The organism is Opitutia bacterium (genome assembly GCA_016217545.1).
In the GTDB taxonomy this organism is placed as follows: domain Bacteria; phylum Verrucomicrobiota; class Verrucomicrobiia; order Opitutales; family Opitutaceae; genus Didemnitutus.
Window position 1 is genome coordinate 171,482 of record JACRHT010000017.1, and the last position, 22,405, is coordinate 193,886.

Annotated in this window: 22 protein-coding genes and 2 tRNA genes; 10 read left to right on the top strand and 14 right to left on the bottom strand. The window is 64.4% G+C overall.

Annotated elements, in window-relative coordinates:
- Positions 1 to 11 precede the first annotated feature (11 nt).
- Positions 12 to 956, top strand: a complete 945-nt coding sequence (locus tag HZA32_16680) for a phytanoyl-CoA dioxygenase family protein (protein MBI5425714.1) — start codon at positions 12 to 14, stop codon at positions 954 to 956.
- Positions 957 to 962: 6 nt separating this feature from the next.
- On the opposite strand, the gene HZA32_16685 is transcribed toward HZA32_16680, so the two are convergent.
- The 3 genes from HZA32_16685 to HZA32_16695 all read right to left on the bottom strand — a co-directional run bounded on the left by HZA32_16685 (position 963) and on the right by HZA32_16695 (position 3,165).
- Complete coding sequence (locus tag HZA32_16685; GenBank protein ID MBI5425715.1) at positions 963 to 1,859, bottom strand: hypothetical protein; 897 nt, start codon at positions 1,857 to 1,859, stop codon at positions 963 to 965.
- Positions 1,860 to 1,933: 74 nt separating this feature from the next.
- Positions 1,934 to 2,698, bottom strand: coding sequence for a hypothetical protein (locus HZA32_16690; GenBank protein MBI5425716.1), 765 nt, complete (start codon positions 2,696 to 2,698; stop codon positions 1,934 to 1,936).
- The gene (locus HZA32_16695) at positions 2,695 to 3,165 is read right to left on the bottom strand and encodes a hypothetical protein (GenBank protein MBI5425717.1); all 471 of its coding nucleotides are present in this window, start codon (positions 3,163 to 3,165) and stop codon (positions 2,695 to 2,697) included. Before HZA32_16695 ends, HZA32_16690 begins: the two co-directional genes overlap by 4 nt.
- 194 nt (positions 3,166 to 3,359) lie before the next feature.
- On the opposite strand from HZA32_16695, the gene HZA32_16700 reads away from it, so the two are divergent.
- The 3 genes from HZA32_16700 to HZA32_16710 all read left to right on the top strand — a co-directional run bounded on the left by HZA32_16700 (position 3,360) and on the right by HZA32_16710 (position 7,380).
- Complete coding sequence (locus tag HZA32_16700) at positions 3,360 to 4,634, top strand: methyltransferase domain-containing protein (protein MBI5425718.1); 1,275 nt, start codon at positions 3,360 to 3,362, stop codon at positions 4,632 to 4,634.
- A gap of 21 nt (positions 4,635 to 4,655) precedes the next feature.
- Positions 4,656 to 5,462 (top strand): phytanoyl-CoA dioxygenase family protein, encoded by an 807-nt coding sequence (locus tag HZA32_16705; GenBank protein MBI5425719.1) that lies wholly within the window; start codon positions 4,656 to 4,658, stop codon positions 5,460 to 5,462.
- A 100-nt stretch (positions 5,463 to 5,562) separates the two neighbouring features.
- The gene (locus tag HZA32_16710; GenBank protein MBI5425720.1) at positions 5,563 to 7,380 is read left to right on the top strand and encodes an ABC transporter ATP-binding protein; all 1,818 of its coding nucleotides are present in this window, start codon (positions 5,563 to 5,565) and stop codon (positions 7,378 to 7,380) included.
- Between the two features lie 43 nt (positions 7,381 to 7,423).
- On the opposite strand, the gene HZA32_16715 is transcribed toward HZA32_16710, so the two are convergent.
- From HZA32_16715 to HZA32_16750, 8 genes are all read right to left on the bottom strand, one after another.
- Positions 7,424 to 7,500 (bottom strand) — tRNA-Asp (locus HZA32_16715).
- Between the two features lie 45 nt (positions 7,501 to 7,545).
- Positions 7,546 to 8,442: a riboflavin biosynthesis protein RibF gene (ribF, locus tag HZA32_16720; protein ID MBI5425721.1), complete on the bottom strand. Its 897-nt coding sequence runs from the start codon at positions 8,440 to 8,442 to the stop codon at positions 7,546 to 7,548.
- Positions 8,443 to 8,513: 71 nt separating this feature from the next.
- On the bottom strand, positions 8,514 to 9,245 hold the full coding sequence (gene truB, locus HZA32_16725) for a tRNA pseudouridine(55) synthase TruB (GenBank protein MBI5425722.1): 732 nt from the start codon (positions 9,243 to 9,245) through the stop codon (positions 8,514 to 8,516).
- Positions 9,242 to 10,240, bottom strand: a complete 999-nt coding sequence (locus HZA32_16730; protein MBI5425723.1) for a bifunctional oligoribonuclease/PAP phosphatase NrnA — start codon at positions 10,238 to 10,240, stop codon at positions 9,242 to 9,244. Before HZA32_16730 ends, truB begins: the two co-directional genes overlap by 4 nt.
- Positions 10,237 to 10,593, bottom strand: coding sequence for a ribosome-binding factor A (locus HZA32_16735; GenBank protein MBI5425724.1), 357 nt, complete (start codon positions 10,591 to 10,593; stop codon positions 10,237 to 10,239). The genes HZA32_16730 and HZA32_16735 overlap by 4 nt, the downstream gene beginning before the upstream one ends.
- A gap of 49 nt (positions 10,594 to 10,642) precedes the next feature.
- Positions 10,643 to 13,228 carry a translation initiation factor IF-2 gene (infB, locus tag HZA32_16740; protein ID MBI5425725.1) on the bottom strand — a complete coding sequence of 862 codons (2,586 nt, stop codon included), beginning with the start codon at positions 13,226 to 13,228 and terminating at the stop codon, positions 10,643 to 10,645.
- 49 nt (positions 13,229 to 13,277) lie between these two features.
- Positions 13,278 to 14,510: a transcription termination/antitermination protein NusA gene (gene nusA / locus HZA32_16745; GenBank protein MBI5425726.1), complete on the bottom strand. Its 1,233-nt coding sequence runs from the start codon at positions 14,508 to 14,510 to the stop codon at positions 13,278 to 13,280.
- Between the two features lie 138 nt (positions 14,511 to 14,648).
- The gene (locus HZA32_16750) at positions 14,649 to 15,860 is read right to left on the bottom strand and encodes a DUF2851 family protein (protein ID MBI5425727.1); all 1,212 of its coding nucleotides are present in this window, start codon (positions 15,858 to 15,860) and stop codon (positions 14,649 to 14,651) included.
- 94 nt (positions 15,861 to 15,954) lie between these two features.
- On the opposite strand from HZA32_16750, the gene HZA32_16755 reads away from it, so the two are divergent.
- Both HZA32_16755 and HZA32_16760 read left to right on the top strand, forming a co-directional pair.
- Positions 15,955 to 16,042 (top strand) — tRNA-Ser (locus HZA32_16755).
- Positions 16,043 to 16,142: 100 nt separating this feature from the next.
- A complete protein-coding gene (locus HZA32_16760; GenBank protein MBI5425728.1) occupies positions 16,143 to 17,099 on the top strand; it encodes a hypothetical protein in 957 nt (318 codons plus the stop codon).
- A gap of 107 nt (positions 17,100 to 17,206) precedes the next feature.
- Here HZA32_16760 and HZA32_16765 read toward each other — a convergent pair whose 3' ends face one another.
- The 3 genes from HZA32_16765 to HZA32_16775 form a co-directional block, all read right to left on the bottom strand.
- A complete protein-coding gene (locus tag HZA32_16765; GenBank protein ID MBI5425729.1) occupies positions 17,207 to 17,917 on the bottom strand; it encodes a hypothetical protein in 711 nt (236 codons plus the stop codon).
- Between the two features lie 654 nt (positions 17,918 to 18,571).
- Positions 18,572 to 19,027, bottom strand: coding sequence for a hypothetical protein (locus HZA32_16770; protein MBI5425730.1), 456 nt, complete (start codon positions 19,025 to 19,027; stop codon positions 18,572 to 18,574).
- The gene (locus HZA32_16775) at positions 19,024 to 19,299 is read right to left on the bottom strand and encodes a hypothetical protein (protein MBI5425731.1); all 276 of its coding nucleotides are present in this window, start codon (positions 19,297 to 19,299) and stop codon (positions 19,024 to 19,026) included. Before HZA32_16775 ends, HZA32_16770 begins: the two co-directional genes overlap by 4 nt.
- Positions 19,300 to 19,400: 101 nt before the next feature.
- Between HZA32_16775 and HZA32_16780 the strand changes: the two genes are divergently transcribed.
- From HZA32_16780 to HZA32_16795, 4 genes are all read left to right on the top strand, one after another.
- Complete coding sequence (locus HZA32_16780; GenBank protein MBI5425732.1) at positions 19,401 to 19,967, top strand: hypothetical protein; 567 nt, start codon at positions 19,401 to 19,403, stop codon at positions 19,965 to 19,967.
- Positions 19,968 to 20,235: 268 nt separating this feature from the next.
- Positions 20,236 to 21,168 carry a tyrosine-type recombinase/integrase gene (locus HZA32_16785; GenBank protein MBI5425733.1) on the top strand — a complete coding sequence of 311 codons (933 nt, stop codon included), beginning with the start codon at positions 20,236 to 20,238 and terminating at the stop codon, positions 21,166 to 21,168.
- A gap of 23 nt (positions 21,169 to 21,191) precedes the next feature.
- A complete protein-coding gene (locus tag HZA32_16790) occupies positions 21,192 to 21,845 on the top strand; it encodes a hypothetical protein (GenBank protein ID MBI5425734.1) in 654 nt (217 codons plus the stop codon).
- 144 nt (positions 21,846 to 21,989) lie between these two features.
- On the top strand, positions 21,990 to 22,346 hold the full coding sequence (locus HZA32_16795; protein MBI5425735.1) for a hypothetical protein: 357 nt from the start codon (positions 21,990 to 21,992) through the stop codon (positions 22,344 to 22,346).
- Positions 22,347 to 22,405: the final 59 nt, after the last annotated feature.

Consider the following 22,405-nt stretch of genomic DNA (forward strand, 5'->3'; position numbering starts at 1 on the left):
CACGAGAAACGATGCCCGCGCCCAACGCAAAGCTACTTACGCCGACCGAAGCGAGCGACGTCGCCTTTTGGCGCGGCCTGTGTCCCGCCCTCTCCGTGGAAACCGCGACGCCGCCACCGAGCGTGGCCATCGATCGCGCCGAACTCGACCGCTGCGTCGAGCTGCTCCGCGTCGAAGGCTACATCAATCTTCCCGGTATTCTGCCCGACGCCGAACTCGCGCCGCTGCGCGACGCGCTGGCCGCGCTGCACGCCCGCAACATCCCCGTCGCGTTCATTTTCGTCTACGACGAGGCGTGGCGAGTTTTTCAGCGCTTGCAGCCGTTTCTCGCCCACGTGCTCGGCGCCGATTATCGCGTGCGGGCGGATTTCTGGGCGTGGTTCGTGCCGCCGTCCAACGACGCCGCCGGCTGGGTGCCGCACCGCGACTACACCGGCGTCTCCTGCAACGCCGACGGCTCCCCTCGCCGCCTGACGGTCTGGCTGCCGCTGACCGACACCACGCCGCTCAACGGCTGCATGTATCTTTTGCCGGCGCACCTCGATCCCGGCATGCGGCCGGGCGACGCTCCGGTGGTGCCGTCCGACCATCGCTTCGAAATCCCCGGCGATGCGCTGCAAAACATCCGCGCCCTGCCCGCCACCGCCGGCAGCCTGCTCGCGTGGAACCAGTCCGTGCTGCACTGGGGCAGCCGCGCGAGCGACCGCGGCGGCAATCCGCGCTGCAGTGTCGCGGCGCAATTCATCCGCGCCGACGCCGTGGCGGCAGGCTCGCCGGTCTTCGCACCGGAAACCGTGCCGCCGTTCGCGGAGCGCCTCGGCCTGATCGGCCACCTGATCTGCACCTTCTCCGGCTTCCTCACTTTCCCGCCGGAAATCCGCATGCTCGGACACGTGCTCGATTGGAAATTCCGCCAAAATGCCGGCGGCGCCAAGCAGGCCGCGCCTCCGGCCTGACGCCGCTCACTCCAGCACCAGCTGGCAAAGCTCGTCCAACGCGAAGCCGTCCACCGGGCGCGACAGACGCACGACATCGACCGCCTGCGCGAGTGCGATGCTCACGGTCGCCAGCCGCACCGGATCGGTCACGATCTTCGCCATGCGCCGCCGGAAGAAACTCCGCTGCAATGCGCTCACGCGCTCGTGGCCGGTCAGCGGGGTCCGGCGTGGGAGGCGCAGGGTCTCGTCGCGCTCGAGGAAACAGATGCGCGCGATCGGCACTGGCCGCGTCGCCACGGCACCACCGTAGTTCAACCGAAACTTGTCGTCGGACGCATCGAAGACGCGCGTCGCGTCCAGTTCGTCGCCCAGCTCATCATGCGAGTCTTCCCGCAAGCGCATCGCCGGAAAACTCGCCGTCGCGAAGAACTCGCCGTTTGCGCCCGCAGTCACGACCGTGATGTCGTCCGAGATGAATTCGCAGCCGCGAGCCAGCAGCGCCGACGCCGTGGTCGATTTCCCCGCGCCCGATGGCCCCATGACAAGGTAGGCGCGTCCTTGCCAGCTCACCGCGCTCGCGTGCAGACAAAGTCCGCCGCGCTGATAGAGCAACGCCGACGACACCGTTCCAGCCAGCGCGTTCGTAAGCCAAGCCGGATTCGCGTCGGGCGCCGGCTCGACGACGATGCGTTCTCCCGCTTCCACGATGACCCGCATCACGCCCGGAAAATTAAACCATCCTCTGCCCACACCGCCGCGAAAAACTCCGTGCCACAGGTCCTCGCCCGCGGGTGGCTCCGCCGGCACGATCCCGCGCACGATACGCGCATCCCAGGGCGCCGAGCCTGGCCCCCAGAATGGAACTTCAAAGTCCGAGAGGACGTTGAGGCCGAAAGCCCGATAGTGATACGGCGATTCCATGAACAGCGCGAATTGTTCCGACCTGCACTGGCAACGCCACCGCAAATTTCCGCCGCGCCGCTTGGTGCCGCCGCTCAACTCACGCAGAAGATCAAGTAGGCCGGACCGAGATAAATCCAGTAGTGGATCCGCATCAGCACCGCCGTTCCGACGTGGAACGCCACGCCCGCCGGCACGAAAACCCACGCCAGCACGGGAAACGGAATCACCAGCCAGAACAGCAGCTCGAACAGCAGCACGAACGTCGCCGCCGCGCGACACATCACCGGCCGCCGCGCCAGCCACTCGGCCAAGCGATTGCCGTCGCGCAGCCGATAACGCAGCAGCGCCATGCGAAACGTCGTGCCGCGCATCCATTCCGCGCCGCCGCGACTGAGCTTCACCAAGGCCGACGAAAAATAGATCTGCGCCAGCAGCAGCTTGATCATCAGTGGACAGAGCCACGCCCGCGCGTCGGCGGCTCCGGCGGGCAACAACGCCGCCGCGCCGAGCAACGCCAGGATCACGGGCACGGTATTCGGCTTCCGTCGCACCGCCGGCAACTCGATCACCTGTGCAAAATACACCAACGCCGCGACCCCGGCCGCGACGAGCGCCGGCACCACCGCCACGCCGGAGGCCGCCAGCGCCAGGCACGTCACAAAGACCCCCGCAACGCTAGCAAAACTCCCGGCGCCGAGTCGCGGCATCGGCATCCAACTGAGCAAGCGCGGCAGCTCCCGTCGCTCACCCCGCTCCCGCACCCAACGCCAGTGCGCCGGAAACTGCACCGCGACGGCGAAGGCGATTGAGCCCGCGTAAACCGCCCGGAAAAAATCGAGGTTCGCCGTCGCGTTCATGCGCCCACCGCGCGCCCAACCGGCGCTGATTCATGCACAATCTTCTCCCCCACGACGACCTTGTCGCCGGGGAGCGTGCGCGCGACACGCATCACGATCGCCACCTTCTCCGCCCCGGCGAGCGCCGGTTCGAGCCGGCACGCCTCGCGCCAGCCGCGGAACATCAGCTCATCCAGCAACTCCGCGGACGGTTGCCCCGCGCTCGCCCACAGCCGCTCGCACTCGCGGTGGAATGGATCGACCAACGCATCCGCGACTCCGCTCGCGCCCACCACACGTCCATCGGGTAGCCGCACTTGCAGCCGGAAAAACCGCACCGACCCCGCATCGAGTTTCTCCGCGAACATCGGATAATGCGAAAACGGCCAAAGATCGCGCCGCGCCACGGTTGCCCACACCAGCAGCATGCCCACGGCTGCACCGACGAAATGCAGCACGCTCAACGCGCCTGAATCCACTGCGGCCACGAAAAACGGGGAAAGCACGGAGCCAGACTGACGCTCCGTCCGCGTCAGGCGATAGCGGAATCGCCTGCACACCCGCATCGCCGCTCGCGTTGCCCGGCGGCAATGGGATTGAAGCGCGGCCGAAGACCCCATGGACTGAGCGCCTCCGGTCCATGCCCGTCCGTCGTCTGCGCCGTGGGCCGCGCCACCTTCCCATGTCGTCGAACTTCCCGGAAATGCTCTGGCTCCGCGCTGCGGCCCGCGCGTGCTTACCGCCCGAGATCTCGGCGACGGATACGTCGGAACCGGGAATCGTCGCGCCAGACTGGACTCGATTGCTCTGGCTCGCCCGCGTCCACCGCGGGCTGCTCTTCCTCGCCCACGGACTCGCCGGCGGACAATTGCGCCTCGCCTGTCCCGCCGAGATTCGCACCTCGCTCGACGAACTTCGCGCGGTCGCTCATCTGCAAGCTCTCGCCCGCGCCAGCGAAATCGCCCACCTCGGCGACGTGCTGCAGCAACACGGCGTCGCGTGGGCCGTGGCCGATGACTGGATGTTCACTCAATGCTTCGCCCCGGACCGGCCGCTCGCGGAAACCACGGAGGCGATTCAACTGCTCGTCCGGGAAGGCGACTTGCCGCAAGCGCGCGCCGCGCTCGCCATCGCCGGACACCGCGAGGTGAATCGGAGCTTCGAAGTGGCGGCGCTCGGCCACACGCCGGTGAAACTGGTTGCGACGGCGGCAGCACCGCAGTCCGTGCGCGGTCCCTCGATCGCCGGCCGCGTGCTGCCCCGGCTGCCCGATGAGGAATGGTTGCACTTTCTTGCGCACGATCACTCGCCGCCCCTGCGTTTCGATCTGCTCCGCGCCTGGCAAACGGTCTATCTCGCTCATGCGGTCGTGGGGTCCGCCACGGCCGCGCCGGCGGTCGCGGGAGCACTGAACCACAGCCGTCGCATCCTCGGATTGCCCGCGCCAACGGAAACCTCGGCTCCGCTCCCCGCCGGAGCGGGCGGCGCGTTGCCTATCCCCCCGTTCGTGCCGACGCCGGAAATCGTGGTGGAGCGCATGCTGGCTCTCGCCGAAACCACCGCCGCCGACACGGTGATGGATCTCGGCTCGGGCGACGGGCGCGTCGTGCTCGCGGCGGCGCGGGACTTTGGCGCCTGCGCGTGCGGCATTGACCGCGATCCGGCGCTGATCGCCCGCGCGCAAGAGCAAGCGGAGCAAGCCGGGCTCGGCGCGCGAGCGCGCTTTCTCTGCGCCGATCTCTTTGCCGCCGACGTCAACGGCGCGAGCGTGATCTGCCTGTATTTGCTGCCGGCACTTTATGCACCGGTGCGCGAGCGGCTGTTGCGGCACGCGCGACCGGGCACGCGCGTCGTGTCGCACGATTATTTCTTCCCGGATTGGCCGCCGGAAAAAACCGCATTGGTGCGCACATCACCCGCGCGGATGGCCCAGATTTATCTCTGGCGCATCCCCTGAGTTTTGGCTGGATGGAGCGAGATGCTGATCTCCGTCGCAATCACTCCCGCCGAACAAACCGCTCGCGCGCTCTCCGCGGAAAATCTGGCGGAAGCTTCGCGCGCGCTGCGAACGCACGGCTGCGTCATGCTGCGCGACGTCCTTGCTCCGGAGCACATCGCGGCGATGCGCGAGGAGGTGTTGGCCCGCAACCCGCCACTCCAACGCGCTGAACGGCCTGAAATCTCCGGGCGAGTCGGTAACCGGCGCTTCATGGCGGCGCTCGAACTCTCCGGACCGTTCGGCTCGCCGGACTTCTTCGCCAATCCGTTCGCGCTCCCGGTGCTGCGCGCCGTCGTGGGACCGGAAATGATCATCGGCGCGTTCGGCGCGGTGACCTCGTTGCCCGGGGCGCAGGATCAGCATGTCCATTTCGACGGTCCGCCGCTGTTCAACAAAGCCATCAATCGTCTCGCCCCGGCCCACGCGGTGAACTTCTTCGTGCCGCTGGTCGAGTTCAACGCCTCCACCGGCACCACGCGGCTGTTTCCGGGCACGCACCTCGATGTGGATCGCGATGTCACCAGCGCGCCCTTCGTGGATCCGATTATTCCCGTCGGTTCGTGCCTGCTGATGGACTATCGGCTCAAGCACCAGGGGCTCGCGAATCGCTCCGAGCTGGTCCGCCCGCTCCTCTACACCGTGTTTCAACAACCGTGGTTCAAGGACTACAAGAATCACGGCCGCGTGCCCTTCCTGCGACTCTCCGACGCCGACTACGCGCGCATGGCGGAGGAGCATCGCGCCCTGTTCTCGTGGACGGAACACTATCGTAACGGTCTCTACTGAGGCGCGCCGCGCACCGCCGACGCACCGGACGGCGGACGGAGATTTCAGGTGACTCGCCCGACCGCGAACGCACACTCGGCCCATCGTCGTCCGTTGCCCTGTGTCCGACTCCGCCCCGCACCCTCGCTCCTTTGAACTGTTCCGCGCATTCTGGCAGTCGTTCGCGGGCTACGCGCGCGGACGTCTGTGGGGCGCGCTGGCGCTGATCGTGCTCATCGGCGGCGGTGAGGCCGCGGGTCTGTTGCTGCTTCTGCCGCTGCTGCACAGTGTCGGCTTGGGCGAAATCCAACCGCTGAGCGGCTGGGCCGCCGTGCCGCTGCATGCGCTCGACTGGCTCGGCCTGCCGCGGACGTTGGCGGTATTGATTGCGGTTTTCGTGGCGCTCAAGGTCGCCCAAGCGCTGCTGCGCGCCTACTCGGGCTTCGTCGGGCTCAACATCCAGACCGGCTACACGGACTACTTGCGCAACCGCCTCTACCGCGCGCTGGTGCAGGCGAACTGGCTGTTCGTCGCCCGCCAACGCAGTTCGGACATCAGCCACGCGCTGGTGCACGAAATTCCGTCCGCCGGCGGGGCCGGCCAGCAAATGCTGAATCTGCTGGGCAACGGCTTGATGGCCCTCGCGCAAATCGGCGTGGCGTTCGCGCTCTCCCCTTCGATGACCGCGATGGCGCTCGCCTCGGGTGCCGTCTTCGCGCTCGGACTGCGCCGCCTGCGCCGGGCGGCCTTTGAACAAGGCAAGCTCGGCTTCGGCGCCCGCGCCGAACTGACGCACACGGTCAACGAACACCTCGCCGGCATCAAAATCGCCAAGAGCCAGGGGCGCGAGGAGCTGCATCTCCGGAAATTCCAGCAAGCGACCGCGGCCATCGTGGCGCATACGCTGCGCCTCTACCGCTTCAACGCATTCACGCGCATCTGGCTCGAACTCGGCGCCGTGGTCGCGATCGGCGCGTTCGTTTGGTTCGCCGTCACGATCGGCCAAGTCGAACCGGCGCGGCTGATCGTGCTGGCGTTCGCATTCTCGCGGCTCCTCGCCTACGCCAACTCGCTGCAGGACACGTGGCACCAGCTCACGTTGTCATTGGCCCCTTTCGCCATCACCGAGCGGCTCCGCTCGGATTTGGAAACCGCCGCCGAGCCGCCGCCTCCCGCGGTGACCGAGCGCCTCGCGCTGCAGCACGAGCTGCGCATCGAAAACCTGTCGTTCTCCTATGCGCCCTCCGCCGGCGACGCGAAGGTCGCGCTGCACGACATCAATCTCGTCATGCCCGCGCGCCGCGTCACGGCGCTCTGCGGACCTTCCGGCGCTGGAAAAAGCACGCTCGCCGATCTCGCACTCGGCCTGCTCGTGCCGACGCGGGGCCGAATCCTGATCGACGGACATTCCCTCGCCGGCCCGCGCCTTCACGACTGGCGGCAATCGATCGCCTACGTGCCGCAGGAGACGTTCCTGTTTCACGACACGGTCCGGCAAAATCTCCTTTGGGCGCAGCCCTCGGCGTCGGAGGCGGATCTGCGCGCGGCCCTGTGCGCCGCCGCCGCGGAAGAATTCGTGCAGCGGCTCCCGCAGGGGCTCGACACCCTCGTCGGCGACCGCGGCCTGCGCTTGTCCGGCGGCGAGCGCCAGCGCATCGCGCTCGCCCGCGCGCTCCTGCGCCGGCCGACGTTGCTCGTGCTCGACGAAGCCACCAGCGCACTCGACACCCACAACGAGCGCCTCGTGCAGGACGCGATCGAGAAACTCGCCGGCGAGCTCACGCTCCTCCTGATCGCCCACCGCCTTTCCACGGTGCGGATGGCCGACAACATCGTCGTGCTCGACCGCGGATCGATCGTCGAGACGGGTTCCTGGGAGGCCTTGAGCCAGCGCGACGGTGGAGCATTCCGCCAGTTGATCGCCGCCGATAAAGGCTGAGTTCCGCGCAAGAAAAAGGCCCCGAGGAAATCGGGGCCTAAATTGGCGGGATGGACGGGACTCGAACCCGCGGCCTTCTGCGTGACAGGCAGACGCTCTAACCAGCTGAGCTACCACCCCGTGAGGGACGAAAGAGGCCGAAAAGTAGAATCGGCCCCACCCTAGTCAAGCGCCGTTTGGAGTTTCTTCGGCAGAAAATTCAAGGAGCGCCGCCAAGGCCGCCTGACGATCGGTTTCAATCTGCTTCCGCAGCTCGTCGACCCCGGAAAACTTCTTCTCCGGCCGCAAGAAGCGCAGCCAGCGCACCGTCACGCGGTCGCCATAAGTCAGCGACGTCGGAGCCAACACATGCACTTCCAAACGCGGGGCCGTCGCGCCGGCTTCCACCGTCGGTCTCAGGCCGTAGTTCGCCACCCCGGGTTGCATCCTCCCATCCGCGCCGCAGACGGTGACGAGATAGACGCCATAGCGCGGGGCGAGGCCGGGTTGCCACGCGAGGTTCAGCGTCGGAAAGCCCAAGGTGCGGCCGAGTCGCTTGCCCTCCGTGACGATGCCGTCGGCGAAGTAGGAGTAACCGAGCAACGCGTTCGCCTCCTCGATCTCGCCACTGGCGATCAGCTCTCGGATGCGACTGCTGCTGATCGGGGCGCCGTTGTGGTTGAGGCGCGGCGCGCTGTAGACGGCGAAGCCCGCCTCACGCGCCGCGGCGATCAACGTCGCCGTGTCGCCTTCGCGGCCGCGGCCGAAGCGGAAGTTCTCGCCGACGTAAACAGCCTCGAGCCCCGGAAAAGCGCGTTTGAGCAAGGTCACGAAACCGCTCGCCGTGGTCGCCGCGAACTCGAGCGAGAACGGATGTTCGACCAGGAAATCCAAGCCGAGTCGGCCGAGCTGCGCGCGCTTGATCTCGGGCGCGAGGATCAGCGGCGTGGGCTTCTCGGGGCGCAGGACTGCGCTCGGGTGCGGCCAGAAGGTGAGCACGCCCGCGAGTCCGCGGCTGCGATGAGCGGAGTGCACGGCGACTTCGATCACCGATTGGTGCCCGAGGTGCACGCCGTCGAACATGCCGATGGCGAGATGAACCGGCCCGGCGGGCAGCGTCACCCGCTCGAGCGAGTCGAACTGCCGCGGCGCGTTCACGTGTAGGCGATGCGCGGCGCGGCCTCGTGGATCGGAATGAGGCGCTTCTCGAGTTCGGCCATCTCCATCGTCTCGATCTCCGCCAGCGGCGTGCACTGCGCGATCGTGAACTTGCCGCTGCCCGTGCGGCGCAAGCCGGAGAGGTGCGCGCCGCAGCCGATCTTCTCGCCGAGATCGCCCGCGATCACGCGGACGTAGGTGCCTTTCGTGCAAGCGAGGCGGAAGGCGATCTTGGGCGAGGTGAAACCGAGCAGGTCGAACGCCGCGACGCGGATGAAACGCGGCTCGCGCTCCACTTCCTCGCCTTCGCGCGCCTTCTTGTAGAGCGGCACGCCGCCGATCTTCACGGCGGAGAACATCGGGGGCGTCTGGTATTGGTCGCCAAGAAAACCCTTCATCGCCTCCAGCACCTGCTCCTCAGTGAGCGGCGGCACGGGGCGCGTCTCCATCACTTCGCCCTCGGCGTCGAGCGTGTTGGTTTTGGCGCCGAGCGTGATCTCGCCCTCGTAAACCTTGTCCTCGCTAATGAGGTATTGGGAAATCTTCGTGGCCTTGCCGACCAGCATGACAAGCAGGCCGGTCGCGAGCGGGTCGAGCGTGCCGGCGTGGCCGATGCGCTGGATCTGGAATTTCCGGCGGAGGCGGTAGACGACGTCGTGGGACGTCATGCCGGTGGGCTTGTCGACGAGCAGCACGCCCTCGACTTCTTTGGGAGGACGGATGCTCATTTCTTGAGGGCGTCGACTTCCTGCAGGCGCTGCGCGAACGCAGCGACGAGTTTCGGATAGAACGAGGAAAGCGTGTCGGGGAAATTCAGGCCGGCCGCGCTGGCGTGGCCGCCGCCGTTGAATTTCGCCGCAATGGAATCCATGCGGTAGATTGCGTCCTGCGCGCGCAGGCTGGCTTTCATGACGCCCGGACGCTCTTCGATCAACGCGCCGATGGCGACTCCGTCGAGCGAGCGCGCGTAGTCCACGAGACCTTCGGTGTCTTCGACGCTGGCGCCGGTCTGCTCGAAAATGCCTTGCGGCAACACGCCGATGCACACGCGGCCGCCGCACTCGAGTTTCAGCGAACCGATGAAGTGTTGGAGGAGCTTCAGCTTCCCGAGCGACTCGCGCTCATAGAGTTCCTGCCCGGCCTGGGCGGGATTCGCGCCGCGCGCGAGCAGTTCGCCGGCGAGCGTGAACACGCGCTTCGAAGTCGAGGCGAAGCGGAACTGGCCGGTGTCGGTCATGATGCCGGTGTAGAGCGCCTGAGCGGACACGGCGTCGATCGGCACGCCCGCATCGAGGAAGAGGCCCGCGAGCACCTCGGCCGTGGCGGCGCTCTTCGTGTCGACGAAGTTGTGGCGCGCGAAGCCGACGTTGGAAAGATGGTGGTCGAAGCAGCCGAAGGCCTCCGCGTAGAGCGCGCGGGTCTTGTCGCCGGCGCGGTTGTGATCGGCGCAGTCGGTGAAGACCGCGAGGCGGCCGTCGTGCTCGATGTGGTCGCGCTGGAAAAACGGCGTGTCGCCGAGCAGGAACTTGATGCGGCGCGGGACGGGATCGGGATTGATCGCGATGGCGTCGATGCCGCGCGCGCGAAGGGCGCGGGTCAGAGCGACCTGGGAGCCGATGCAGTCGCCGTCGGGGCGCTGGTGACCGATGACCGCCACGCGCTGGCCCTGCAACGAGGCGAGGAACGCGGTGAACGACGCCTGAAACTCGGGATAGTGGCTCATTCCGGTTTCTTCCCTTGTTTGTCGATCTCGTCGAGGAGCGTCTCGATGCGCACGGCACGTTCGCCGGAAGCATCGTGGTGGAACGTCAGCGTCGGCACGTGGCGCATCACGACGTTTTTCGCGACGATGCCGCGGATTTCGGTGACCTTCGAGCGGAGCCAGCGGCCCATCTTGGCGATCTCGTCCGGATCGGAGCCGACGACCGAGTAATAGATTTTCGCTTCGCGGAGGTCGCCGGTGACGTCAGCGCCGGAGATGGTCAGGCGCGTGGCTTCGCTCGTGTAGCGCTTGCGCAGGTAGGCGCTGACCTCGCGCTGGAGCAGCTCGTTGACGCGGAGAAGTCGGTTGCTCATGGCAGGCTGGCGGGATGGGACCGAGAGCCGAGAAATGTGCGGCGTGCGCTCAGAGCGACGCGCGCACCTTCTGGATTTCGAAGCACTCGATCTTGTCGCCGGGCTGGTAGCCGTCGTAGCCGTCGAGGCGGATACCGCACTCGAGACCGGCGCGGACTTCGTTCGCGTCGTCCTTGAAACGACGGAGCGTGCCGACCTTGCCTTCGAAGACCGACTCCTTGCCGCGGCGGACGCGGGCGGAGATGTTGCGGTTGATCTTGCCCTCGGTGACGAGGCAGCCGGCGACGAAGCCGTGCGAGATGGGGAACACCTGGCGAACCTCGGCGACGCCGAGCTTGTTCTCCTTGAGGTCGGGCTCGAGCAGGTCGGCCATCATCTCCTTCACCCGGTCGCCGAGTTCGTAGATGATGTTGAAGTGCTCGATGGTGACGCCGTGGTGCTTGGCGAGCGGCGTGACGCCGTTCTCCTGCTTGGTGTTGAAACCGATGATGACGGCCTTGGCGGCGCTGGCCATGAGCACGTCGTTCTTGGTGACGATGCCCACGTCGGAAGCGACGATGTCGAGCTTCACCTTGGCGCTCTTGATGCCTTCGAGGACGTTGCGGACCGCTTCGACGGAGCCGTAGACGTCCGATTTGAGGACGACCTTGAGCACCTTTTCCTGCGTCGCAGCGATGTTGGCGAAGAGGGCGTCGAGCGACGTGTCCTTCGGGACGGCGGCGGCGGTAACGGCTTCCTTCTTCAGGAGGTGCTCCGCGTCCTCGGCCATCTTCTCAGCTTCGCGGGCGTTCTTCACCGCGGTGAACTTCGTGCCGGAATCCGGCGTGCCGGACCAGCCGATGACGCGCACGGGCGCGGACGGCGGGGCTTCCTTCACGTTGGCGCCGGCGTCGTCGAACATCGCGCGGACCTTGCACCAATGCGGGCCGCACACGATGGCGTCGCCGATGCGGAGGGTGCCGCGCTGGACGATGACGGTGGCAACGGGGCCGCGGCCGACTTCGACTTCGGACTCGATGATGACGCCGCTGGCTTCCGCCTTCGGGTTCGCCTTGAGATCGAGAACTTCAGTTTGGAGGAGGATGTAGTCGAGCAGCTCGGTGATGCCCTGATTCTTGATCGCCGCGACGGGCACGGTGATGATGTCGCCGCCCCAGTCTTCGGGCGCGATGTTGCGCTCCTGCATCTGGCCCTTCACGCGGTCGAGGTTCGCGCCCTTCATGTCCATCTTGTTGACGGCGACCATGAGGGAAACCTTGGCGTTCTGGGCGTGCTTCAGCGCCTCGTCGGTCTGCGGCATGAAGCCGTCATCCGCCGCAACGACGAGCACCGCGATGTCGGTGACGTTGGCGCCGCGAGCGCGCATGGCCGAGAAGGCCGCGTGGCCGGGCGTGTCGAGGAAGGTGATCTTCTTGCCGTTGTGCTCGATCTGGTAGGCGCCGATGTGCTGCGTGATACCGCCGAACTCGCCGGCGGCGACGTTGGCCTTGCGGATGGCGTCGAGCAGCGAGGTCTTGCCGTGGTCGACGTGGCCCATGATGACCACGACTGGCGGACGCGGCGCGAGATTCTTGACGTCCTCTTCACGCGCCTTTTCTTCGCGCGACTTTTTCTCCTCTTCCTTCTTAACGGCCGGGCTGACGGGCTGCTGTTCGCCGCGGTGCTTGATGTCGAGGAGGAAGCCGTGTTTTTCGGCGAGCTTGTTGGCCACCGCTTCGTCGATCGACTGGTTCATCGACGCGAAGATGCTCATCTCCATGAGCTCGGAGATCAGCTTGAAAGGCTTGAGGCCGAGCGCGACGGCGAAGTCGCGAACGACGATCGGCGGCTTGAGATGGATGATCTTCACGCCGCCCTCCTCGGTCACAGTGACGGAGGAGACGGCCGGCGTTGACGGCGGAGCGGGCGGAGCCTTGTAAGTCGGCGGCGGAGGCGGCTGCGTCGGCGAGGAGCCGGGACGCGCGGCGGGAGCCGGCGGGGGCGGCGGCATGCTCGGAGCTTTCGCAACTGGCGCAGGCGGCGGCAGCGGCGCGGCTTTCGCAATCGGGGCCGGAGCGACCGGAGCAGGCGCGACAGGAGCCGGAGCAACAGGCGCCGGGGCGGGCGCGGGCTTGGGAGCGGAGAAGTGCGCGGGCGGCGTGTAAGGACGCGGAGCGATCGGCGGCGGAGTCGGCGCGGCCTTGAAAGTCGGCGGCGCGACCACCGCGGGCGGAGCCTTGGGCGCGGGCGCCGCGGGGGCCACCGGAGCGGCGGGAGCCGGCACGGGCGCAACCGGCGCGGGCGGATTCGCGGCAGCAGCGGCGGCGGCCTTGGCGGCGGCAGCGGCTTTGGCGGCTTCCTCCTTTTCGCGCACGACGTCCTGTGCGGACTTCACGAAGACGCCGGCAGGCAGCTTCACGTGGCCCGGAGCATCGGGAGCAGGCGCAGCGACTTCCGCCGGAGCGGCGGGAGCGGCCTCGGCGGCGGCTTTGTGACCGCCCCACTTCTTCTCGATCTCGTCGTAGTAGATTTTGCTGACGGTGCTGGAAACCGACTTGGTGTCCGCCGAGACGAAGGCCTGCTCCTTGAGCCAGGAAAGCATCTCCTTGGGCTCAACTCCGTATTGCTTGGCGATCTCGTGAATGCGGGCGCTCATTAAGTCAGTATGTCAGTAAGAGAGTAACGTTGCGTGGCGTGGATGAAAATCAGGCTTGGGCCCCGGAAACCTTGGCGATGACGCCTTGCGCTTCTTCGTCGGTAAAGCCCATGCCGGCCAAGTCGCTCGCCTCGACGCCCTCGAAGGCGGCGGGGGAATTGATGCCGTTGGCGACGAGGCGCTCGGCGATGGAATTGTCGAAACCGAACGCGCCGACGAGCGCGTTGATGGCCTGCGCACGCGGATCGGAGGCGGTGGCCTTCCACTCCTCGATGTCGAGCCGCCAGCCCACGAGGCGCGAGGTGAGGCGCGCGTTCTGGCCCTTGCGGCCGATGGCGACGGCGAGGTCCTCGTTCGCAACGCGCACGAGCATGCGCTTGTTCTTCTCGTCGAGAATCGTTTCGCGCGGCACGGCGGGCTTGAGGGCCTCGACGAGCATTTCCTTCGGATCGGCGTGATACGGGATGATGTCGATCTTCTCGCCGCCGAGCTCGCGAACGATGCTCTTCACGCGGGCGCCGCGGGCGCCGACACAGGCGCCGACCGGGTCGACTTTCGGGTCGGTGCTGGTGACGGCGATCTTCGTGCGGTAACCCGGCTCGCGGGCGAACGCCTCGATCTTCACGGTGCCATCGGCGATCTCGGTGACTTCGAGCTCGAAAAGACGGCGGACAAATTTCGGCGTCGCACGGCTGAGGATGACCTCGGGGCCGCGGCTGGAGTTCTCAATCTCGAGCAGGAAGCAGCGGATGCGCTCGCCCGGGGCGTATTCCTCGCCGGGGACCTGTTCCTTGCCGGGCATGATGGCCTCGGCCTTGCCCAGATCGATGTAGAGATCGTTGCGTTCGCGACGGCGCACGGTGCCGCTGACGATGTCGCCGACGGAATCCTTGAAGTCGTCGTAGATGCGCTCCTTCTCGAATTGGCGGAGACGCTGCATGATCGCCTGACGCGCGGTCTGCGCCGCGATGCGGCCGAGGTAAGAGGGATCGATTTCCTTTTCGATCGTGTCGCCGACCAGGGCGCCGGCTTTGAACACCTGGGCCTTCTCGATATGGATCTGCGTCTTCGGATCCGAAACGGAATCCGTCACCTTCATGATCGCCCACGCCTTCAGCTTTCCGTCCTTGGGATTGATCTCGATCTTGAGCTCCTGGCCCGAATTCACGCCCTTCAGCGCCGCCGTTTTAATGGCGTTCACAATGGCGGAGATCATATCGGCACGGGGAATGCCTTTCTCCTTCTCCATGTATTCGAGGACGGACAGGATTTCGCTGCTCATGATGTTGGTGTGGTGGGAAAAAAAAGGCGGGACCCGTAGGCCCGCCCACTTGTGGAAAGTGAACTTGAGTGAGCGCGCAAGGTAGCCGCCGCGAGCGCGCGTTGTCAAGCGCGCCGCCTGTAGCGAGCTGACAGGCACTTACGCGCGATATTCCCGATCGATCAACCACCCCAGCAACCCTTGCGCCGCTCCATGGGAGAGCGGCCAATCGCGAGTGCCCGTCACGGCCAGCCGTTTGAGCCCACGGCGAACCGCGTCCGGCAGATCGCCCGCGAACCAGTGAAACCAGAATTCGTCCAAGCCCGGACGCTCATCGCTCGCGGCGAGGAGCGGCAAAAATCCATCGCAGACCAACGTGTCGAAGCGCGGCCCGCTCACCGCGTCCGCCATGACGTCGCGGCTGAGTTGCTCGTGCAACACGCGAAACACCCCCGCGCGGCGCGCATGCGCCGTCGTCACGTCCGGACCAAAGGCGAGCACCGGCAACGCCCCGCCCCACTCCGCGAGTCGTCGCGGCCAGTCCGGCACGCGCGCCACCCACTCCCGATATTGCGCGAGCCGCGTGCGCGGGTGATTTGCCGGGCGCACTCCGTGCGTTTGCCAACCGTGCACCGACGCCAACGCCGCCACGACGCGATCATCTTCCCCGGCGCGCCAGTCGTCGATACCCCAACGCTCCGCCGTCGCGAGCATCGGGACGCGATTGTGCCGGTAGCCGAGAATCTCGAGCGCGGTGTGATGCGCAGCGGCATCGAAACCGAGTCGCGCGATCCGCTGACGCGCCGTCGCGACCTTCGCATTCCAGCGCTGGTGCGCGAGCTCCGCGAGGCGCGCGCGCAGCACGTCGGGCGGCAGATTCGCCAGCTCCTCCAGCCGCCGCCACTCGTCCCGCGCCGTCAACGCCTCGAGCGCGTCGTCCGCGGCGTATTCCTCGAGGTCGCGATGCAGCAGCGGCAGCAACACCAGCGCCGGAATCCCGGTCCCGTCCGCCCGCCGCTGCGGCGGCTCGCCGGATTCGGGCGGGAACAAGAGCACATGCAGAACCACCTCCGCATACGCCGCGTTCTCCGCGTGTCCATGCGCGCGCCAGTCACGCGCGTGGAAATGCACTTCCACGTCTCCGACGATTTCGTGGCCGTCGATGCGCAGTTGGGCGGTTCGAAAATCCGGCCCGCCGAGCAAATTCCAGCGGCCGGGAAAAACGATATCGAGCGCGCGACCGTCGACGAGTTTCGCGCGCGCGGCCGCGAAATCCTGCTGCAGCCAGATTTTTTGCACGACGCGCTCGTGCATGGTAAAAGGCCCGTAGAGGCCTTGCATTTCCGCAACGGACGAATGGAGGGGAGCCATGGCGATGAAGGACGCCGCGTGGCCCCGTCGGCGAGTTGCGGGCTGGACACTGCGGAAATTCCGCCAACGCTGCCAGCGATTTCCTCGCTCCCACGGAAGGGTGGCAGAGTGGTCTATTGCGGCGGTCTTGAAAACCGCTGAGGCGAAAGCCTCCGGGGGTTCGAATCCCTCCCCTTCCGCCACTTGGTGATTAGTGAGTTATGAAACTAATAACTCACAAATAACACGCGAAACGGGTGGCGGATTTTTACAATGTGGCCAAATTGTGGCCACAATTCGACCATGAAACGCCCCAAGAATCCGAAATTTCCAAGAGGCGAACCTCGCTGGAGGTGGCATCCCAACCGTGGCCCCGACGGAAAAATTTGCTCCTTTAGCTGCCGCGTCGAGTGGCTCGAAAACGGTGTGAGACAACGCAAGAACGTGCCGACCGCAGAAGAGGCTGACGCGTTGATCGCCGCGATTAAGAAGCGCACCGTGCAAGCCGACGCCGGGCTCACCACTCAAGTCACGCAACTCACCAAAGCGCAGATCGAGTTCGCCGAACTGGCGTTCACCCGCCTTCGCGACGCCGGTTACTACGTCCCGGAAGAAATTGAGTCGGCGAGTTCGATTTTGAAGGCGGTGCAGTGGTTCGCCGATAATTACAACCCTGATCAGGCGATTCCTCCGACCGTGTCTGAGGCAGTCAGTCGGTTTCTCGCCACGCGTGCAAACAAATCACCTCGCACATACAAGTCTCACAAAACCTACTTGGAGGAGTTTGCGACGAACTACGGTTCCCAATCCATCGCGGCGATTACCCCGGCGATGGTGGATGAACATATTCGCACGTGTCCCTTCGGAAATGTCGCCAAGCTCCACCGCTGGGACTCGCTCCACGCTCTGTTTGAGTTCGCTCGCGGGAAGAAAAACGTCAACGGCACGTGGGTCGGAGTAAACCCTGTGAAGGCTGTCGCGGAGCCTGAATATTCACCTTCGCGTCCGAAAATCTATACTGTCAAAGAATGCGAACAACTGATCAAAGGCGCGGTGCTAAACTGCTACGCACCGAACCGCACCTCCATGTTCTCCCGTTTCGCGTCGACGCATAGGTTCTGGACTAAGATCAAAGCCTCCTCGATCATTCGCTGCTGCGTTTTTTCTGACACCAAACGATCGCTGCGCTCCCTGCTGACCTGCTTCGACAGCGATATGCAGAGCGTCTGCAGCGCCAAGCATTGCTCGGAGAGAATTTGAGACTCCTTGCGCAAGGCGGCGAATTCCTGCTGCAACGCTTCGCAAATTTTCGAGGAGGCGTCCGCGCCGTTCGGCAAGGATTGCGAGTTTTCTGGCGTGCTCATAGTCTATTTCTGTGGAGTGTTGCTGGGCCCAAGTGGCACTTCCACCGGAAGAATCCATACTGTGGTCGTCCCGCGCACGTCGATCGTCCCCTGCTGCGTGCCGGGCTTCATTTGCACCCAGAGGCGACCCTCCGGATCGCGCAACGACACGATCCGTTGAGCCCAAACCGAGTCCCGAAGCTCCATCGCGGCCTTCTGCTTCTGCTGTTTCAGCTTTCGAAGGCACTGGATTAGATGCCGCCGTTCCGCTTCCAATTCTTCTATCTGCGTTTGGCTTCGCCTGATCTGCGCTCGTTCCTGAATTTGGATTGTCAGATTGGACATCAGGAGAACGACAAGGACCACGACCGCCGTCCCTTTGATAATCCGCCACGAGCGGCCACGGCTCACCGAAACCGTGTCCGGTGATTTCGTGCCAGAAGGCGCGCTCGCGAGGCGCTCCTCCAAGCCGTTCATACGTCTCGCGAACTCCTCGCGAAAAGCCTGGAGGGAGGCCGACGATGTCACCTCCAAACACTCGCGGACCAACGGCTGCCCACCTTCCGGCGAGCGCAGCCACGCGTGGACGCAATTCGGCAAGCTCTGCTGCAGCAGCGCCAATGTCGCGGCATGAAGCCGGCTTGTCACCGAGCCAAGCGGCTGTGCTCCAGGGGAAGTCGGAGGAGTATTTTCCACCGAGGAACTCGAAACTACATTCGTTTTCTGCGATGCCATAGAAGCCTTTCACTTTGCGGTAGAACGCTGTGACATGTCGCACACCTGGTGCCTCACGGAGGGCGTCCAGTAGCTCACAACGACTTCGAAGAACGCCTTGCCGGGTCAGCTCTCCGAGCTCTCCATCTATCGCTAGCAACGCGGCACGCGCATCGTCGCTGATGCCACGACCGCGCGGCTCTTGCGTAAGCCTGCGTCGAAAAAAATCTCTGCCACACGAGAAGCCGTGCTCGAGATTGATGAGGCGGCAATCTGCCTCGAGCAGTTCGATTAGTTCTTTCCGCTTCGGCAGGATCTCGACAGTCCGTCCAGTCAGCAGATCTAATGGGATGCCCACCGTGTGGGTATCCGGACCGTCTGGATGCAACACAATCATGCGGGCAATCCGAGTCGATGGCAACGCACCCAAACGAAGTTTAAGGCGATGGTTCGCGATCGAATAAATCCTGTGCAGCCCTACAACCGATAACGGTTCCGAGAACCGCTGGACGAACTGCACAGCCCGACATTTGCGGCTTCCAAGGGAGAGCACCACGTCTTTGATTTCCTGCTGATCGCCGGCCAAAAATTCGGGCGACATGTCACGCAGCGAACCCTTGCCTGCAACGTTCTGTCCGGGATACTCAGCAGAGGTTTGGGGAAGCGACTTCTCAATCATCGCAGTGCCTCCTCAGTTGCACGCTCGTTTGCTCGGCGCCGATTCGTGCGAACCGTGTGTTTGGCCGCCGGCATCGCCGCCAGGTGAAGCGCAAGTTGCCGCCGCAAACTGGTCAGCGTGGCTTCCGTCTTGTCGAGCTGGTGCATCAGGTCGGTCAGCTTCGCGGCTTCACCGAGCGCCAAACGAACGTCACCTTGCCGCAGCAGTTCCGCCTTCAATTCCCGCACGGAATTCGCGACGAAGACGGAAACCTGCAGCATACGCGCAATATCCGCCGATACCTGCGACATGGTCGACGGAGTCGCGGGCTTCCGTCCGTCCTCCGTGAGAAGATCAATCGCTTGAATGACGGCCCAAGTTACCGATTTGTGATGAGAGTCGGCGTATTCCAGAATGGCCGCGTCTGTGGAGGCGGGTAACCGCAGATGCCGCCGATGTGTTTTCGTGTTCATCGGGCGACGGATGGCACATTCGTAATACCTTGGTTGCTTTCCAAACCGAACAGCTCCGCCTGCACTACGCCTTGCTCAGTTTGCTTCGCCAGGCGTGCTTTCCGAGATGTGATCGAGCCATCGTGGCCAAATTTCGCCAGTAAGTGGCGCTTCACTGACATCTGTTCCCGTTCCGTGAGTTCGAACGTGTAGGTGACAGTGCCGAACTGAACTTTCGCTAGTTCGCGACTTTTGGCCTTCCGCAAGGCTTCCGGAGACTTCGATATGGTCATGCCCATAATTATGGGCCGCCGACGCCTCCATGCAGAATGGCATTTTCTCCAATGAAAACGTGTTTACATCGTCAAATGTTGGACAGTAATCTATTTCCGAAATGCCTCGCACTAAGCGCTGTTCGCCAGGTCCGTCAGACAACCCTTCCGAAATCGCTCGTTTTGAGCTGTGGGAGCGGATGCGCGCCGGATTCGCAAAGATACTCGAAGCAAATCAATTGACCCTGGCCGAGGCGAAATCGATCGCTCAGCACTCGCGCCTTGTCGGCATGAAGGAGTTCCGAACAAGAACTCAAATGAGCGAACGGACATTCCGGAATTGGTGGAATAATTTTACTGACCGGCCCTCGGGAGCATTCCGCCGATCTGGGCGCCGCCATAGGCCAACCCAGAATTGCATGAGGGGGCGCTGCGTGCGCTGGCTGGAATACCAATTCGATCGCCTCTTTCGGCATCCTTCCATCTGCTACTCGTCGCGGGAAATGTGGGAAACCTGCAAGGCGGCAGGAGGATTCCCCACCTGTTCCTATCGAACGTTCCGACGCGTGCTTGAAAAGCTGAATCATTGCTCGGGAACGCAATACGAATGGTGGAAAAAACAAGCCCAACGCGAAAGACGAACTCGCTATCTCCGTGAACGCTCGAAGCGCAAGAACGCACGCGCGTGAACCAGCGACATGTCACAACCCGGGACGCCCCCGGACGACATCTGATCGATCCAAGGCCGTCGGGATGAGGTTAGCGATACACGCCGTGTCCGCCGCAAACCTCACCCGATAGTGGCAAAACGCGTGTGGATTTGCAGGTTGGCGGCGGCCCTTTTCGGCTCTGGTCGCCAGCCCTGCGCGCTCTAGGTCGGCACTCGAATAACAGCTACCTGAAGCCGAGTCGCGAGAGCGATTCGACTCCCGTTCCTTCGACGGATGAAGTGGCTGGATGACTCGTTTCGACCAAGCTATTCAGGGTTACCTCACGTATTGCGCCGAAGAGCGAAAATTCAGCTTCCACACGCTAAAAGCCTATCGGCTCGACCTTCACGCGCTGCGTGCGTTCGTCGCCGCAGCTGATCTGAATGCCGTTAAGCGCGATACGTTGCGCGAATTTCTCCGCACCTATGCGGACAGCAAACCACGGACAGTGCGACGCAAGCTAGCCTCCGTAAAATCGTTTTTCCGGTATTTAGCCGGCGAGAATGTCATTGCGATCGATCCGGCGCAGGATCTTCGCAGCGGCGTCAAGCTGGGGCGGCCCTTACCCCCCACCGTCTCGAAAGCAGGGATTAAGCAACTGATCGCGACGGCGTATCGTCCGGCGTCGAGTAACCGGCGAAAAACGATCGCGCGGCAGAAGCGGAACGCCGCGCTAATTGAGCTGCTTTTCTGCACCGGCATGCGGGTATCGGAAATTTCGCGCCTGACGCTCACGGCAGTGAACCTATCCGACGACACCATCTTGGTAGACGGAAAAGGCAGTCGCGAACGGACGGTTCCAATCGTCAGCCCTGAGCTGCGCCGAGCCCTCCAAATCTGGCTCGATCTTCGGGAGCGGATCGATTCTGAGCTGCCTTTTCTTTTCCTGAACCGGGCCGGGCGCCGCCTCAGCGAACAGTCGATCCGGACAGTCGTGCGCCAGGCCGCCGCCACCAGCGGCTGCGGGCGCGTGACGCCGCATATGTTCCGGCATACACTCGCGACGCAGTTGCTCGAGGAAGGCGTGGACCTTCGTCACATTCAGCGCCTCCTCGGACACAGTTCCATCGCCACCACGACGATCTACGCGCAGGTCAGTGACCGCGCGCAACGGGAATGCCTTCAATTGCGGCATCCACGCCGTCTCTTTCGGGCCAGCGGCCCCAGAAAGGCAGGATAACTAAGGATTATCCTGCAATCAGTATGCGCCGAACCAAGCGTTCTTCCCCTGCCGGTAGTGCACTGCCCGAGATCGAGTGCATCGAACTATTGGAGAACATCGAGGAGGCTTACGCACGCGAATACGGCGTCGCCCCATTCAACATCTCGCATTGGGATCCCACGGAGGAATTCGAAACCGCAATGCTACCACATCTGGACCTGCCTTCCCTGAGCAGCGCCATTGCGTATCGGTTTTCCTACCAAGTCGCCGAAACCGAGGCTGTGATCGCCAAGTTTGGGGCGTCGACCCAAAACAGCTTTGGCGTCTTCACGCCCTCCACGACTACTTCGATCCTTTGTGTGCTGAATTGGCTCCGTAGCCGCGCCCGGCAGCGCATCGTGGCCGTGTGCCCGGCCTATTTTTCCCTGTTCCACGCCGCCGACCGGTTTGGCATCGCCACTCAAAAGATATTCCTGCGCCGAAGTGCTGAGGGATTTTGGCTGAAACCTGCAATGGCCAAGATGGGACGGAAGCCTGGGGTGCTTTGGCTCACTAATCCGGTCTACGGAGCCGGCGTCTATTTCGGTGACGACGACGTAGCATTCATTGACCAACTCTTGGTCGACGGATGGACCGTCATTGCAGATGAGTGCTTGGCGCTGCCAGGTCGGGAGTTGGTGCGCCGGCTCGGGTAACCTTGCCCTCCTCGGCGCTCCCAGCGTGCCACGCCCGTCAAGGTCGTCCTCCTTCGCCCGCCTCCGGCGGTGACGTGGCGCGGGAGCGAGCCTGAGACACGGACACGTCGTCCGACCGGCGAACGCGCTCGCGCGCGACGAACCATGAATACGATTCACTACGGAATGGACGAGCGGGAGCACGCGACGGTGCTGGCGGCGCTGCGGCATTACCAGGCGGCGTTGGCGACCGGCGTGTTCCCGGCGATCGCGGAGATTGCGACGGCGGGCGGATTGATCCGGGCGCTGGAGGAGCAGGAAATCGACGCCCTGTGCGAGCGGCTGAACTCCGACCGGCCGGAGCGGATCAACCGGAAGGTGCGGGAGGCGTTGCGAACGGCGATCCGGTTGGCGGAGCGGGAGCTGATGAACTGGAAGCTGGACCGGGTGGATGATGCCAAGCACCGCGCGCTGCGGAAGGCGCTGGGACGGTATCAGGAGGCGTGGGACTTGCTCGGGTGAAGCATCGGCCGGCGGTCGTGCTCGACCGCCGGCAAGCTCCGATCAATCGTTTCATCGGA

What these genes read in the sequence shown, in the direction of transcription:
- HZA32_16680 (MBI5425714.1), top strand. Translation starts at nt 12, where the DNA reads ATGCCCGCGCCCAACGCAAAGCTACTTACGCCGACCGAAGCGAGCGAC.
- HZA32_16750 (MBI5425727.1), bottom strand. Translation starts at nt 15,860, where the DNA reads ATGGCTCCCCTCCATTCGTCCGTTGCGGAAATGCAAGGCCTCTACGGG.
- truB (MBI5425722.1), bottom strand. Translation starts at nt 9,245, where the DNA reads ATGAGCATCCGTCCTCCCAAAGAAGTCGAGGGCGTGCTGCTCGTCGAC.
- HZA32_16690 (MBI5425716.1), bottom strand. Translation starts at nt 2,698, where the DNA reads ATGAACGCGACGGCGAACCTCGATTTTTTCCGGGCGGTTTACGCGGGC.
- HZA32_16735 (MBI5425724.1), bottom strand. Translation starts at nt 10,593, where the DNA reads ATGAGCAACCGACTTCTCCGCGTCAACGAGCTGCTCCAGCGCGAGGTC.
- nusA (MBI5425726.1), bottom strand. Translation starts at nt 14,510, where the DNA reads ATGAGCAGCGAAATCCTGTCCGTCCTCGAATACATGGAGAAGGAGAAA.
- HZA32_16705 (MBI5425719.1), top strand. Translation starts at nt 4,656, where the DNA reads ATGCTGATCTCCGTCGCAATCACTCCCGCCGAACAAACCGCTCGCGCG.
- HZA32_16790 (MBI5425734.1), top strand. Translation starts at nt 21,192, where the DNA reads ATGCGCCGAACCAAGCGTTCTTCCCCTGCCGGTAGTGCACTGCCCGAG.
- ribF (MBI5425721.1), bottom strand. Translation starts at nt 8,442, where the DNA reads ATGTTCGACGGCGTGCACCTCGGGCACCAATCGGTGATCGAAGTCGCC.
- HZA32_16700 (MBI5425718.1), top strand. Translation starts at nt 3,360, where the DNA reads ATGTCGTCGAACTTCCCGGAAATGCTCTGGCTCCGCGCTGCGGCCCGC.
- HZA32_16775 (MBI5425731.1), bottom strand. Translation starts at nt 19,299, where the DNA reads ATGACCATATCGAAGTCTCCGGAAGCCTTGCGGAAGGCCAAAAGTCGC.
- HZA32_16795 (MBI5425735.1), top strand. Translation starts at nt 21,990, where the DNA reads ATGAATACGATTCACTACGGAATGGACGAGCGGGAGCACGCGACGGTG.
- HZA32_16685 (MBI5425715.1), bottom strand. Translation starts at nt 1,859, where the DNA reads ATGGAATCGCCGTATCACTATCGGGCTTTCGGCCTCAACGTCCTCTCG.
- HZA32_16760 (MBI5425728.1), top strand. Translation starts at nt 16,143, where the DNA reads ATGAAACGCCCCAAGAATCCGAAATTTCCAAGAGGCGAACCTCGCTGG.
- HZA32_16785 (MBI5425733.1), top strand. Translation starts at nt 20,236, where the DNA reads ATGACTCGTTTCGACCAAGCTATTCAGGGTTACCTCACGTATTGCGCC.
- HZA32_16730 (MBI5425723.1), bottom strand. Translation starts at nt 10,240, where the DNA reads ATGAGCCACTATCCCGAGTTTCAGGCGTCGTTCACCGCGTTCCTCGCC.
- HZA32_16770 (MBI5425730.1), bottom strand. Translation starts at nt 19,027, where the DNA reads ATGAACACGAAAACACATCGGCGGCATCTGCGGTTACCCGCCTCCACA.
- HZA32_16765 (MBI5425729.1), bottom strand. Translation starts at nt 17,917, where the DNA reads ATGGCATCGCAGAAAACGAATGTAGTTTCGAGTTCCTCGGTGGAAAAT.
- infB (MBI5425725.1), bottom strand. Translation starts at nt 13,228, where the DNA reads ATGAGCGCCCGCATTCACGAGATCGCCAAGCAATACGGAGTTGAGCCC.
- HZA32_16780 (MBI5425732.1), top strand. Translation starts at nt 19,401, where the DNA reads ATGCCTCGCACTAAGCGCTGTTCGCCAGGTCCGTCAGACAACCCTTCC.